We start from the raw sequence: 12,592 nt of genomic DNA, 5'->3' as shown, positions 1-12,592 counted from the left end.
ATCTGCCTTACAAGCGTTCGCCGTTGGTGTCGATGACGCTGCGGTACCAGTCGAAGCTGAGTTTCTTTTTGCGCGCGAGCCCGTTGTCGCGGTCCACGTAGACAAAACCGTACTGCTTCTGATACCCGTTGAGCCAGGACAGGATGTCGATGAAGGACCACGGGTAGTAGCCGCGCACATCGGCGCCCAGCTTGATGGCCTCGCCGATGGCGGCGATGTGGTCGCGCAGATAATCGATACGCGGCTGGTCGAGTATCTTGCCATCGACGATGGGGTCCTTGGCGCCGAGCCCGTTCTCGGTGATGTAGATAGGAACCCGGCCGTAGCGCGTGTTGATACGCATGATCGCGTCGGTCAGCCCTTGCGGGTAGATTTCCCAGTCCCAATCGGTATAGACCCCTTTGGGGTTGCGCACGAACTTGAACAGTCCCTTGAACCCCATGCCGCCACCGGCGCCTTTCTGGCCCGAGGTATTCATGGCGAAGCCGTCGACATCATTATTCGCCGCAACCATTTCGCGCTTGTAGTAGTTCAGCCCGATGAAGTCGCAAATATTGTCGCGCAGCAAGGCTTCGTCGCCGGGGGCGAACACCGGTACCCCCAATCCCTGTTGCGCCGCGGCCAGCAATTCTGGCGGGTAGCAGCCCTTGAGCACCGGGTCGAATAACCAGTGAGTGAAACCACCTTCGGCCCAGGCGCAGGCGGCGACATCGTCCGGCGAGTCGGTGATCGGGTCGTTCGGCTGCATCACATTGACGAAGCCGATCTGCCCCTGGATACCGGACTTGCGGAAGGAGCGCACGGCGGTGGCGTGGGCAAGGAAGACGTGATGGCAGGCTTGCAGCGCGCGGCGCGGGTCCTTGACGCCTGGAGGGTGCATGCCAGTCAGATAGCCTAGTCCGATGAAACATATCGTCTCATTGAACGTAGCCCACAACTTGACGCGGTCGCCGTAGCGTTCATAGCACAGCCGGGCATAGGCATCGAAGGCGTCGACAATCTCGCGCGATTCCCAGCCGCCGAATGCGTCCTGCAAGGCTTGCGGCAAGTCCCAGTGGTAGAGGGTCAGCATCGGTTCGATGCCGTATTTCAACAATTCGTCGATCAGGTCGCTGTAGAACTTGACCCCGGCTTCGTTGACTTCGCCTCGTCCGTTTGGGAACAGCCGTGGCCACGATACCGAGAAGCGGTAGCTCTTGAGACCGAGTTCGGCCATCAATGCCACGTCTTCCTTGAAGCGATGATAGTGGTCGGCGGCAACATCGCCGTTGGTGCCCTGGTAGGTGGTGCCGGGCAGGTGCGAATACACGTCCCAGTTGGACAGGCCCTTGCCATCGGCGTCGTGGGCGCCTTCGACCTGGTAGGCGGCCGTGGCGGCGCCCCACAGAAAATCGGGAGGAAAAACGCTCATGCCGGTTCCTTCAATTGTTGAATCGTGCGATGCAACTCGATCATCTCGGCGATCATTTCACGCGCGAGCATCGAAGTCATGATGTGATCCTGCGCATGGACGAGGATCAGCGTGACGGGCAGCTTGCCCTCGCCCTCGTCCATGCCTATCAGTGTGGTCTGAACTTCATGTGCGCTGCGCGAGGCGGCCGCCGATTCGGCCAGTAGCGTGTCGACCTGGGCCCACTCGCCCCGCTTGGCCGAGTGCAAAGCCTGCATGGCCAGGCTTTTTGCCTCGCCGGCGGCAATGATCAGCTCCATTACCGTGGTTTCGATATCCATTACCGTGACTCCGGGTATAACCCTGACAGGGTGGGTGTTCCGGTCCGGCCTTCGCCGCCGGACCGTCTGACGTCTACGCGGTTTGAGCGACGCCGCCGTGTTCGGGCGTGTCCTGCTCTTCGAGCGCTTCCTGTTCCAGCAACTGCTTTTCATAAATCTTGAAGAAGGGCAGATAGATCAGCAGGTCGAGCGCGATAAGCAGCAGGACCAGAATGCCGTTGCCCATGACCCAGCCTGCGCCCCAGGCCGCACCGATCGGAGCGGGTGCAGTCCACGGCACGAGGGCGATGACTTTGCCGACCAGACCGGCCTGGATGGCGAAGTAGGCGATCGTGGCGTTGATCATCGGGGCGAAGACGAAGGGAATGAACATGGTCGCGTTCATCACGATCGGGCTGCCGAAAATGATGGGTTCATTGATATTGAACAGCGCGGGCACGATGCCCAGCCCCCCGACTGAGCGAAGGTGCGCCGACTTGCTGCGCATATACAGTAAAACCAGTCCCAGCGTGGCGCCCGAACCGCCTAGCGTGATGAAGAAACTCCAGAACGCTTCGATAAACACATGCGGCAGCGGATGGCCCGCTGCCAGCGCGGCCTGGTTCGCACCGAGGTTGACCAGATAGAACGGTTGCAGAATGCCGCCGACGATGGCCGCTCCGTGAATGCCGGCAAACCAGAGAATATGGCATAGCAGGGTTGCGAGCAGAATCGCAGGCAGGGTGTCGCTGGCCGAAACCAGCGGCTTGAAAATGGCCATGATCGCTTCGGGTAGAAGCATGCCGAACTGATGCTGGATGAACAGATTCAGAGGGTAGAGCGTGAGGATGATGACCAGGGCCGGAATCAGCATGTTGAACGAGTGGCGGATTTTCTCCGGCACCTGCTCGGGCAGTTTGATTCCGATGTTGTATGCCTTGAGCAAACGGACCAGTTCGACGGTGAAGATGGCGACGATGATGGCGGTGAAAATGCCGGTTCCGCCCAAATTGGAGGCCGGCAGCATGCCATCCTTGAGCGGTGCGGCGATGAGCAGGAATGCCATCAAACCCAGCATCGAAATCGGGAATGCCTCGAGCTTGTAACTCTGCGCGAGGTTATAAGCGATCCCGGCGCTGATGTAACAGGCCATGATCCCCATGCTCATATTGAACGGGGTCAGAATCTGCCCCTGATATTCCTTGGCGATGCGTAACCACCACTGGGCGAACCCCAGCTGGGTGTCGGCGGAAAATGGCGGGAAGGCAAAAACCAGCAAGAAGGAACCGACGATCATGAATGGCATGGCGGCAATGAAGCCGTCGCGGACGGCCATGACATGGCGCTGGGATGCGACGCGGGCGGCTATCGGCGTGATGGTGTTTTCGATGAACTCGAAAAAGGCTTGGCTAGTTGACATGGCGGGCTCCCTGTTCTGTTTAGTGGGCCAGGAGCGCGAGCGCTTCTTTCAGGATTTTGTCGCCGCGCATCATGCCGTAGTCCATCGAGTTGATGACCGATACCGGCTTGTTGAGGGCGGCGCCCTTGGTCTTGAACTCGTCGAGTTTGTATTTGATCTGAGGTCCGAGCAGGCAGCAGTCATAGTCGGGCAAGGTCCGATCGAAGTCCTCCATGCTGACTGCGGTGATCTCGGCTTCGACGCCTTGTTGGGCGGCTGCCTGGCGCATCTTGCTGACAACCATGCTGGTCGACATCCCAGCGGCGCAACACAGGAATATTTTTACCATCGCTATCTCCTCCAAGTGCAATGAGTCGTGCCATAAATTTAACCAGTCATCCAGGCCGGTGTGCATTAATGAAACCGGTCTCAGAAACCGGTTACAGACTACCACAAGGCGTTTGGGATAGATATGGAAAATCTGAAATGGGTAACAATATCTTGTGTTGCAATGCAATATCCGGGGCGTGCAGCTGTGGGGAGGCAGGGGCGCGGCGAGAGAAAAGCAGCCGTGGCAGGGGCTCGGGCAGTGGGGATGGAGGATGGACGGTGGCGTTGCGAAAATGCCGCGCCAATCGAGGCGCGGCAGGCCGCGGATCCGCGCGAATGGCGAGAACGGCCGCCCAGGGGAGGAGCGCAAAGCGCTAGTCGGCCGGGTACCCGGCGAATTCCGGCGCGTCCCAAGGGCGACTTCTGCCGCTCGGATGAGAGGAGGGAGCGCTTTCATGCCCCGAGGCCTGGCCGGTGGTGTGCCTGCGCATCTTTACGTGTTTTTTCATAAATTTTTAGGCATAATCTATATGTATTTTTAACCTAAAAACATTATGAAAAAAATTCTCGTTTCACTCTGCCTGTGTCTCGGGTTGGCTGCGTGTTCAACCTCCACCCGGGTCATGATGGGCAACACTGGCCAGACAGCGCCGATTCATAGTGCTGCTTTTGTCAGCAAAGGGGGGAATTCTGTCGATATGGATCAAGCCATGCTGCGAGGTATGCACTCGCACGGCCTTGTCGTAAAACAGAATGCCAGCGAAGGCGTGCGCAGCGTGCCGGGAGTCGATGCCATCGTCACCTATGAAGATGCGTGGCGCTGGGATCTGACCATGTATCTGCAGGCGCTCGATGTGTCCATCTTCGACGCCAAGACTGGCACCCTGATTGTCACTGGCCGCTGGGAAAATTCGATATTCCACCATTTTCCCAATACCGGTGAAGTGGTACAGCAGCTGATGGATGCCATGTATCTGCAAGCCGGCTGGGGCAAGACGGCAGTAAGCGCCGCACACTGATCCCCCGTATCCGCATGCGGCCGCCCCGGGCGGCCGCATGTCATTGCAGCGGGCGATTGATCTCGAACTTGCTGCAGTGGGTGGCGAAGAACGCACGCACATTGCGGACGTTGCGCGCGGCGGCGAAGACCCGCTGCGCGAAAGCATGGTAGTCCCCCATGTCGGTCGTGCACAGCAGTACGACGAAATCCGGTCCAGGAGAAACACGGTAGCACTGCAGTACGGCATCCTCGGGTGCCAGTAGCGCTTCAAACGCGGCCAGATCCTCGGCCGATTGCCGATCAAGCGAAATTTCCACAATCACGGTCAGGCTGGGCGCCAGCTTTTCCGGTGCCAGCAAGGCCAACTGGCGTGCAATGACGCCGCTGTCGCGCAGGCGCTTGACCCGGCGCAGGCAGGTCGGCGCCGAGGCATGCACGCGCAGGGCCAATTCGACATTGCTCAGCGAGGCATCGTTCTGCAGCAGCTTGAGAATGCGGCGGTCGAGGTCGTCGAGTTCGATCGGTAGAGTGCTCATCATTCATTCCTTTTCCTTCGGTAGTCGAAACCCCGTCCGTCAGGGCGCCGTCGCGCTGCGCCACGGCTTGAGGGGAGAGTCGCTACTGATCGGTGACTTATAATTTCAAATATATAGTAGATATGAATTTATAAATGATAATGGTGCTTGTGTGATTTAATAATTCAAAAATATTGATAATTAGAAATTTAACTTCTTATCGCGCATTCTACCATCGGCACATCACTTACCGCTGACCAGGAGTTGCTTATGTGCGGCATCATCGGCGCCGTCGCCCGGCGCAATATCGTCCCTCTGCTACTCGAAGGACTCCAACGGCTCGAATACCGGGGCTACGATTCATGCGGCCTGGCCGTGTATGACGATGGTCGCTTGCAATCGGCGCGCAGCACCGCCCGTGTCAGCGACCTCGCGCAACGGGTGGCCGATCTGGGTTTGCAGGGGCTGACCGGCATCGCCCATACCCGCTGGGCCACGCATGGCAAGCCAGCCACCCACAACGCACATCCGCATTTTTCGCCCAGCGAAGCGCAGCCGCGCATCGCGCTGTGCCATAACGGCATCATCGAGAATCACGAGGTGCTGCGGCGGCGGCTCGAAGAAGCCGGGTATGTGTTCGCCAGCCAGACCGATACCGAAGTCATCGCCCATCTGATCGATCATCTGTACCGCGGCGATCTGTTCGAGGCGGTGGCGCAAGCGGTCGCCCAATTGCACGGTAGTTATGCCCTGGCCGTGTGCAGCCCGGAAGAGCCGCATCGCGTGGTCGGCGCGCGCCAGGGGTCGCCGCTGGTGGTCGGCGTCGGCGCCGACGGCCACTATCTGGCCTCGGATGCCCTCGCCCTGGCTGGAGTCACCGACCAGATCGTCTATCTCGAAGATGGCGATATCGTCGATATCCAGCTCGAACGCTACTGGCTGGCCGATGCCGACGGGCGCGCCGTCACACGCCCGCAGAGGACGGTGCAAGTCCACACCGGCGCCGCCGAACTCGGCCCTTACCGCCACTTCATGCAGAAAGAAATCTTCGAACAGCCGCGCGCCGTCGCCGACACCCTGAAAGACGTGGAAGGCGTGATGCCCGAGCTGTTCGGCGACAAGGCCTGGCCTGCTTTCGCACGCGTGCGGACGGTGCTGATCATTGCCTGCGGTTCGAGCTACTACGCCGGCCTGACCGCCAAGTACTGGATAGAAACGCTCGCCCGCATCCCGGTCACGGTCGAAATCGCCAGCGAGTACCGCTATCGCGATAGCCCGACCGACCCCGATACGCTGGTCGTGGCGGTGTCGCAATCCGGCGAAACCGCCGACACGCTAGGCGCGCTGCGCCATGCGCGGGCACAGGGCATGGACATGACTCTGGCGATCTGCAATATCGCGTCCAGTTCGCTGGTGCGCGAATGCGCGTTGTCTTTCATCACCCATGCCGGCGTCGAAATCGGCGTAGCCTCGACCAAGGCCTTCACCACCCAGATGGTGGCGCTGTTTCTGCTCGCCTTGTCGTTGGCCCAGGTACGCGGTCGCCTGAGCGATAGCGAGGAGGCGGAACATCTGAAAGCCTTGCGCCACTTGCCGCTGGCCCTGCAGGCCGTACTCGCGCAGGAGCCGCAGATCATCGCCTGGGCCGAGCGTTTCGCCCGCTGCAACGATGCGCTGTTCCTCGGGCGCGGCATGCATTACCCGGTGGCGCTCGAAGGGGCGCTCAAATTGAAGGAGATCTCGTATCTGCATGCCGAAGCCTATCCCGCCGGCGAACTCAAGCACGGGCCGCTGGCACTGGTGAGCGAAGACATGCCAGTGGTCACGGTGGCGCCCAACGACGCGCTGCTGGAAAAACTGAAGTCGAACATGCAGGAGGTCGATGCCCGCGGCGGCCAGCTTTATGTATTCGCCGATGCCGACAGCGCGGTGACCGCGAGCCCGAGCGTGCATGTGATCCGGCTGGCCGAGCACTACGGTTTGCTGTCGCCCATTCTGCACACGGTACCGCTGCAGTTGCTCGCCTACCATACGGCCGTGATACGCGGCACCGATATCGACAAGCCGCGCAATCTGGCTAAATCGGTGACGGTGGAGTAGGGCGGGGGACTTTGATTTGACTGGTATTCATGCCAATTAAAGTCGTGAACTGGTTGGAAACGCGCCCCGCTACGTGCGGGGCGTTTGACTGCCCATTGGCCAGGCCGGGTCGAGGGGGATCGGCGCCTGGCGTTGTCGTTCGACGCGCCAATCCATGATGCGGCGCCTGCCGTGTCGGCGTGCGCGGATAGGGGGGCTCCGCGATTGCCCTTCTTGTCAATATGTAGCAATGCGCCTGCATATGCTCGCATGGAGACCGCTATCATGACCATCACGACCTTATCCCGTCGGGAGCTGAACCAGGACGTTTCCCGGGCGAGGAAAGTGTCTCGGAGCGGCCCCGTGATCATCGCCGATCGCGGCAAGCCCGCCCATGTGCTGTTGAGCATTGCCCGTGGATTCTGCTGGTGCACTTCGTTGCGCACGACGGCATGCTCGCAATCGGCGCAGCGAGCGTGACGCGCTTGTCGCGGCGACGGCGCTTGTGCATGGCATGACGGTTGTCACTCGCAACGTAGCCGATTTTCAGCCCGGCGGCGTCGCTCTCTTCAATCCATGGGAATGGGCGGCATGAGGGGGCTTGGACCATCGGCGAGTCGTACGCTACTGCGGCTACGCGGGCGTGTGTTATTCACGACTTTAATTTTTCGCTTGTGCCATTGTTGCCGTTAGCCATGAGACCTGTTCATGACTTTGACTCATGGTGTTCAGGGCCGAGGTGTTCTGAAAGCCCGTCGCGGCAAGGGGCCGTGTTTACGACTTTAAACTGCGGGCCCGTGGCCTCCGGCCGGTCATGGTTCCATGCCAGACGGCCCTGCAGGAAAGCGCCAACGGCCGCAATGGCCGATGACTTGCAACTGGCAAGGCCGACCCGGCGGTAGGCTATTACCGACGTTCGAACGGGGCGCCGAGGTGGGATCTACAGAGACAGAACCGCCGCCGGACAGCCTTGTGCATGCCGAACTCGGATGGAGCAGTAACAGCGTATGTTCAATGGCTCTGTTAAGTGCCAGGCCCGCAATCCATACTATGCTCAATGTTTTCCGATGTGTTATGCAGGTTATGGTTCAGTTCCCGGAGTGCCGTACGCAGTCCTTCTTCGATGACCGGATGATAGAAAGGCATGTCCAGCATTTGCGAAACAGTCATGCGGGCTTGCACCGCCCAGGCCAGCAGATGCGCGATGTGCTCCGCGGCGGGGCCGAACATTTCTGCACCCAGGAACATGTCGCTGCCATGCTCAGCATAGACTTTCAGCATTCCCTTGTTGCACAGCAAGACCCGACTGCGGCCTTGATTCTCGAAGGACACCTGCCCCACGGCGAACCGACCCTTGAAATGCTGGTTTAATTGCTTCAGGTTCAAACCCACCGACGCCACTTGCGGGTCGGTGAAGACAATGGCCAGAGGCGCGCGACGCAAGCCGGGCCGGATATCGGGATGACGTCCGGCATTCTCGCCGGCGATGTGACCCTGATCGGCCGCTTCGTGCAGCAGGGGTATCTCGTTGCTGGCGTCGCCGGCGATGAAGATCGAACTGTTGCCGCACTGCCCGGTATCGCGATCGAACAAGGGCACGCCGAGGTCATTCAACGCGAGCCCTGTGTTCTCCAGCGCCAACCGAGCGACATCAGGAGCGCGACCGGTAGCCGCCAGTGCATAATCGAACGGTTCGGTTTGCCAGGCGCCATCCTTATTCAGGTAATGGACATCGACCCCCGTTGTGGATTTCTTGACCGATTCCAACTGTGCCGAGGCATCCAGATAAAACGTTTCATTGAATAAATTGTCGGCATAGTCGAGCATTTCCGGGTCATGGATGCCGGCAATGCCACCGCCTATGCCGAACACCTTGACACTGACCCCCAGGCGGCTCATCGCCTGTGCCAGCTCCATTCCAAGCACGCCCGAGCCGAACACCGCCAGACTTTTCGGCAAAGAGGGCAAATCGAAGATGCTTTCGTTGGTCAGCAGATGCGTGCCCAACGCCCTCAACATGGGTGGAAGGACCGGAATGCTGCCAGTGGCGATGACGACGCGTTTCGCATGAATCAACTGCCCCTGTTCCGTCGCCAGGGTATTGGCATCTTGAAAATGGACCATTGCCTTCAATCGGCTCTCTTTGGGAATGGCTTCAACCGACGCCAGCACCAATCCGACAAAGCGGTTTCGTTCGCGCGTCACTCTCGCCATCACCGCCGCGCCGTCTATGCTTATCCCGGCTACATTGATGCCGAACGGTGCGGCATGCCGGGCCTGATGAGCGGCTTGCGCTGCGGCTATCAGCAGTTTGCTGGGCATGCAGCCGTTGCGAGCGCACGTTGTGCCATAGGCTCTCCCCTCGATTACCAAGACCGAGTCTGTCTGTTTTCGTGCGGCCAGATAGGCGCCCATGCCGGCGGTACCTGCCCCAATGATGGCGACATCGACTTGAATTGAGGTCATGCTGATTTGCTCCCATCGTCATTCCGGGAGCGATGGAATGCCGCCGGTATGCATCATTTGCGTCGCCATCATGAGCCAGGCCCGAACGGGCTCACTTTGCCAACCAGGTTGCGAGTTCATCGGCGCCGCCGATGTGCTGTCCATCGATAAACACTTGAGGTGTTGTGCCGCGACCGGTCACCGATTGCAGAGAGCTGTAGCTGACGCCATGGCTGCCTAACACAATCTCCTCAAAGCGATGCTCCTTCTCGCGCAACATCTTGCGTGCACGCGCGCAATGCGGGCAGCCCGGTTTGCTGAAAAAAGTAATTCGTGGCGGGATGATCGCATCGGGGTTGATGTGCTTGAGCATGGTGTCGGCATCTGAGACCTTGAAGGGATCGCCCGGTTCTTCCGGCTCGATGAACATCTTTTGAATCAGACCATCTTTCACCAGCATGGAATAGCGCCAGCTACGTTTACCCAGGCCGATTTCCGACTTATCCACCAGGAAGCCCATGCCTTCGGTGAATTCGCCGTTGCCATCGGGTAGAAAGTAGATGTCCTCGGCGTTCTGTTCTTGTTTCCAGGCTTCCATCACGAAGGGATCGTTGATGGCGAGGCAGATGACGCTATCGATCCCATTTGCTTTGAAGACCCCCGCCAGCTCTGCGTAACGCGGCAGGTGCGTGCTGGAACAGGTCGGTGTGAAGGCGCCCGGCAGTGCAAACAGAACCACGGTCTTATCCGCGAACAAGTCGTCGCTGCCGACCTTCTGCCATTCATCATTGACTCGGATGGAGAATGTGACGTTGGGAACTTTTTGGCCTTCTCGTGACTTCAGCATAGTCTTCTCCCTTGGGAGTGGATGGGATGTCAATACCCGAAAATACGTCCTCCTGATGGCGGGGTCGGTTCGTCAGCGAACCAAGCTCCTGACGATTTCAGTAGAAGCCGCCCGGTAGGGTCTCCCTTCGCAACGGGTGCTCAGACCAACCCAGCGAACAGTGCGCCGGCACCTGCCGTTATCGTCATTGCGAGAGCCCCCCAGAATGTGACCCGCCATGCGCCAAGCATCGTGCTGGCGCCTCCTATTCGGGCGGCGAGGGCGCCCAATACTGCCAGGAAAGCTAGCGAAGCGATCGAAACAAAGGGAATCACAACCGATACCGGCGCGATTGCGGTCACGGCTAGCGGAAGTCCAGCGCCCGCTGCAAAACTGGCGGCAGAAGCCAAGGCGGCTTGCACCGGTCGTGCTCTGAGGGCTTCAGAGATACCAAGCTCGTCACGCGCGTGGGCACTCAGCGCATCGTGCGCCATCAGTTGCTCCGCCACCTGTTGCGCCAGATCCGGCTTCAGACCGCGGGTGACATAGATGGCCGCAAGCTCGTTCTTTTCGGCGGCCGGTTTTTTGTCGAGTTCAGCTTGTTCGCGGGCGAGGTCGGCCTTCTCGGTGTCGGCTTGTGAATGGACGGATACGAATTCGCCAGCGGCCATCGACATGGCCCCAGCCACCAGTGCCGCGACGCCGGTCACCAAGATGCTGGCGGGGCTGGCGTTGGCAGCGGCGACTCCGACAATGAGGCTGGCGGTAGACACAATGCCATCGTTGGCCCCCAATACAGCGGCGCGCAGCCAGCCGATGCGCTCAGTGTGATGATGTTCGGCGTGGCGATGCAAGGACCTCATGGCATTATTCCCGCGTTCGTCGCCGAACGACTGACAAACAGCCTGCATCCCGCTACCAGGGTCACGCCAAAAACAAGGTGCGCCGCCAGGGTCACGCCGTCTCGGGCGACGGCGAACCAGGGAAACAACAGCGTGAATCCGTATAGATTGACCACGTAAATCATCCAGCCGTACACGGCGCCGAAAATGAGAAACGGCGAGAGGCGCAGGCGGCCGGCCAAGTGCGCCGGAATGACCGCGTAGACGATGGACAGGGTAAAGTGGATGAGCGTCGCGACCAGCAGGATGTCCCATGACGCTGTCGACGGCGGCGGCAGCAGAACACGGGTACCCATGACCATGGCTGCCGTCAAACGCACGTCTCGAAAAAAGGTCTCCGGGAGGGGCATGGCAGCCAGCCACCACAGGCCAAACTGTGCCGCGATGACGATCGCCCCGGCGCCAAGGCCGGTAACGAACGCCATCATCAGATCGAGCTGCCCGCGTTTCCACCGGCGTCCTGGCCTTGCCTTCGAGGGAAAGGCTTGAGCCATCAAGTCGATGGTTTCCTGGCTCACCAGAGAGGACCCGAGCCGGCGAGCCAGTCCTCGTCCCCCCTGCGCCATGATCCGCGCATGATTGCGGATAAACATCGAGCGCGCAACTGGAGCGATGAGGTTCATCCACCTCCGGGTGCTCTGGACATGCCATTCGTAGCGGACGACGCTGATTCTGCCTTGGCGCGAGAACTTCCAGCGACCGACACCTTCAAGGTCGCCTTGCGCGATGCCGTCGATGGCTTCCCGTTTTTTGATCAATGTGGCACGCACTTCAAATGCCACTCGGTAGGGCAACCGACCTTGCCACGTGTAACGTCGCACGTTGCCCACGCCATCGGCATTACCGTTTGCCATCTGCTCCACACGGCATAGGCTCGGCCACCAGTCTGGCCAGGACAGCGAGTCTGCGACAACCTCGAAGACCTGCTCCAGGGGGGCATCGATGCGCCAGGTCGTCAATAAATGGTATTCCGCCACGATTACTCCCTGCGTCGGTGATGCCCTGCGCAACCTGTCGTGCAAGGTTCACCAGCGAAACATGTTGTTTCTGAATGAGTTGCTGTGTTTGCGCGTCGTGCAGCTTACCGTTTTCATCAAACGGTTGCGCGGCATTCGCGATCATCACTGCGGGCTGATTGAAGGCGGGCATCTCTTGAGCGACGAGAATCTGGCGCAGCCGGCATGGCGCTCGGCCGATGCCCCCGTCTGGATGCCCATCAGCGTCTGTGCATGCCCGGAGCAGGCAACGATTGAAGGAGGCTTTGCGCAGACTGCCAATGATGCCAAGAGCAATGATTTCGTCCACACTCTATCTTCCTAGTGTCTGGCCTCGAGAATGCGCGCCTCTGTTCGCCTTGGCAGTGCGATACCGCACATGGTCCGTCCG

Annotated in this window: 14 protein-coding genes; 5 read left to right on the top strand and 9 right to left on the bottom strand. The window is 59.7% G+C overall.

Going from position 1 to position 12,592, the window contains the following annotated elements:
- Positions 1–7: 7 nt before the first annotated feature.
- The 4 genes from G520_RS0104230 to G520_RS0104215 form a co-directional block, all read right to left on the bottom strand.
- Positions 8–1,411 carry a GH1 family beta-glucosidase gene (locus tag G520_RS0104230; protein ID WP_028534557.1) on the bottom strand — a complete coding sequence of 468 codons (1,404 nt, stop codon included), beginning with the start codon at positions 1,409–1,411 and terminating at the stop codon, positions 8–10.
- Entirely contained in the window at positions 1,408–1,731 is a 324-nt protein-coding gene (locus tag G520_RS0104225; RefSeq protein WP_028534556.1) for a PTS lactose/cellobiose transporter subunit IIA, read from the bottom strand. The genes G520_RS0104230 and G520_RS0104225 overlap by 4 nt, the downstream gene beginning before the upstream one ends.
- A gap of 73 nt (positions 1,732–1,804) precedes the next feature.
- On the bottom strand, positions 1,805–3,130 hold the full coding sequence (locus tag G520_RS0104220; RefSeq protein WP_028534555.1) for a PTS sugar transporter subunit IIC: 1,326 nt from the start codon (positions 3,128–3,130) through the stop codon (positions 1,805–1,807).
- 19 nt (positions 3,131–3,149) lie between these two features.
- Complete coding sequence (locus tag G520_RS0104215; protein ID WP_028534554.1) at positions 3,150–3,458, bottom strand: PTS sugar transporter subunit IIB; 309 nt, start codon at positions 3,456–3,458, stop codon at positions 3,150–3,152.
- 691 nt (positions 3,459–4,149) lie between these two features.
- On the opposite strand from G520_RS0104215, the gene G520_RS0104205 reads away from it, so the two are divergent.
- Positions 4,150–4,458, top strand: coding sequence for a hypothetical protein (locus G520_RS0104205; RefSeq protein ID WP_028534552.1), 309 nt, complete (start codon positions 4,150–4,152; stop codon positions 4,456–4,458).
- Positions 4,459–4,498: 40 nt separating this feature from the next.
- Here G520_RS0104205 and G520_RS0104200 read toward each other — a convergent pair whose 3' ends face one another.
- On the bottom strand, positions 4,499–4,978 hold the full coding sequence (locus tag G520_RS0104200) for an Lrp/AsnC family transcriptional regulator (RefSeq protein WP_028534551.1): 480 nt from the start codon (positions 4,976–4,978) through the stop codon (positions 4,499–4,501).
- Between the two features lie 246 nt (positions 4,979–5,224).
- Here G520_RS0104200 and glmS point away from each other — a divergent pair, with 246 nt between their 5' ends.
- The 3 genes from glmS to G520_RS25795 all read left to right on the top strand — a co-directional run bounded on the left by glmS (position 5,225) and on the right by G520_RS25795 (position 7,628).
- Complete coding sequence (gene glmS / locus G520_RS0104195) at positions 5,225–7,054, top strand: glutamine--fructose-6-phosphate transaminase (isomerizing) (RefSeq protein WP_028534550.1); 1,830 nt, start codon at positions 5,225–5,227, stop codon at positions 7,052–7,054.
- A gap of 264 nt (positions 7,055–7,318) precedes the next feature.
- The gene (locus G520_RS25495; RefSeq protein WP_246542664.1) at positions 7,319–7,513 is read left to right on the top strand and encodes a type II toxin-antitoxin system Phd/YefM family antitoxin; all 195 of its coding nucleotides are present in this window, start codon (positions 7,319–7,321) and stop codon (positions 7,511–7,513) included.
- On the top strand, positions 7,449–7,628 hold the full coding sequence (locus G520_RS25795) for a PIN domain-containing protein (RefSeq protein WP_425516749.1): 180 nt from the start codon (positions 7,449–7,451) through the stop codon (positions 7,626–7,628). The genes G520_RS25495 and G520_RS25795 overlap by 65 nt, the downstream gene beginning before the upstream one ends.
- A 428-nt stretch (positions 7,629–8,056) precedes the next feature.
- Here the strand turns inward: G520_RS25795 and G520_RS0104190 are convergent, their stop codons facing one another.
- From G520_RS0104190 to G520_RS25330, 4 genes are all read right to left on the bottom strand, one after another.
- Complete coding sequence (locus G520_RS0104190) at positions 8,057–9,499, bottom strand: dihydrolipoyl dehydrogenase (RefSeq protein ID WP_028534549.1); 1,443 nt, start codon at positions 9,497–9,499, stop codon at positions 8,057–8,059.
- Positions 9,500–9,590: 91 nt separating this feature from the next.
- Complete coding sequence (locus G520_RS0104185; RefSeq protein WP_028534548.1) at positions 9,591–10,325, bottom strand: glutathione peroxidase; 735 nt, start codon at positions 10,323–10,325, stop codon at positions 9,591–9,593.
- 140 nt (positions 10,326–10,465) lie between these two features.
- Positions 10,466–11,167: a VIT1/CCC1 transporter family protein gene (locus G520_RS0104180; RefSeq protein ID WP_028534547.1), complete on the bottom strand. Its 702-nt coding sequence runs from the start codon at positions 11,165–11,167 to the stop codon at positions 10,466–10,468.
- Positions 11,164–12,183, bottom strand: a complete 1,020-nt coding sequence (locus G520_RS25330; protein ID WP_211222754.1) for an SRPBCC family protein — start codon at positions 12,181–12,183, stop codon at positions 11,164–11,166. Before G520_RS25330 ends, G520_RS0104180 begins: the two co-directional genes overlap by 4 nt.
- On the opposite strand from G520_RS25330, the gene G520_RS0104165 reads away from it, so the two are divergent.
- Complete coding sequence (locus G520_RS0104165; RefSeq protein ID WP_169449804.1) at positions 12,149–12,526, top strand: hypothetical protein; 378 nt, start codon at positions 12,149–12,151, stop codon at positions 12,524–12,526. The two genes, G520_RS25330 and G520_RS0104165, sit on opposite strands and share 35 nt — an antisense overlap.
- Positions 12,527–12,592: the final 66 nt, after the last annotated feature.

The sequence above is a fragment of the Paludibacterium yongneupense DSM 18731 genome (genome assembly GCF_000422925.1).
GTDB classification, from domain to species: domain Bacteria; phylum Pseudomonadota; class Gammaproteobacteria; order Burkholderiales; family Chromobacteriaceae; genus Paludibacterium; species Paludibacterium yongneupense.
Note: the sequence above shows the minus strand (reverse complement) of the source record. Positions and strands in the feature narration are given on the sequence as shown.

Excerpts from the sequence above, each read along its gene's own strand:
- G520_RS0104230 (WP_028534557.1), bottom strand. The coding sequence starts at position 1,411 with ATGAGCGTTTTTCCTCCCGATTTTCTGTGGGGCGCCGCCACGGCCGCC.
- G520_RS0104225 (WP_028534556.1), bottom strand. The coding sequence starts at position 1,731 with ATGGATATCGAAACCACGGTAATGGAGCTGATCATTGCCGCCGGCGAG.
- G520_RS0104220 (WP_028534555.1), bottom strand. The coding sequence starts at position 3,130 with ATGTCAACTAGCCAAGCCTTTTTCGAGTTCATCGAAAACACCATCACG.
- G520_RS0104215 (WP_028534554.1), bottom strand. The coding sequence starts at position 3,458 with ATGGTAAAAATATTCCTGTGTTGCGCCGCTGGGATGTCGACCAGCATG.
- G520_RS0104205 (WP_028534552.1), top strand. The coding sequence starts at position 4,150 with ATGCTGCGAGGTATGCACTCGCACGGCCTTGTCGTAAAACAGAATGCC.
- G520_RS0104200 (WP_028534551.1), bottom strand. The coding sequence starts at position 4,978 with ATGATGAGCACTCTACCGATCGAACTCGACGACCTCGACCGCCGCATT.
- glmS (WP_028534550.1), top strand. The coding sequence starts at position 5,225 with ATGTGCGGCATCATCGGCGCCGTCGCCCGGCGCAATATCGTCCCTCTG.
- G520_RS25495 (WP_246542664.1), top strand. The coding sequence starts at position 7,319 with ATGACCATCACGACCTTATCCCGTCGGGAGCTGAACCAGGACGTTTCC.
- G520_RS0104190 (WP_028534549.1), bottom strand. The coding sequence starts at position 9,499 with ATGACCTCAATTCAAGTCGATGTCGCCATCATTGGGGCAGGTACCGCC.
- G520_RS0104185 (WP_028534548.1), bottom strand. The coding sequence starts at position 10,325 with ATGCTGAAGTCACGAGAAGGCCAAAAAGTTCCCAACGTCACATTCTCC.
- G520_RS0104180 (WP_028534547.1), bottom strand. The coding sequence starts at position 11,167 with ATGAGGTCCTTGCATCGCCACGCCGAACATCATCACACTGAGCGCATC.
- G520_RS0104165 (WP_169449804.1), top strand. The coding sequence starts at position 12,149 with ATGCGCCAGGTCGTCAATAAATGGTATTCCGCCACGATTACTCCCTGC.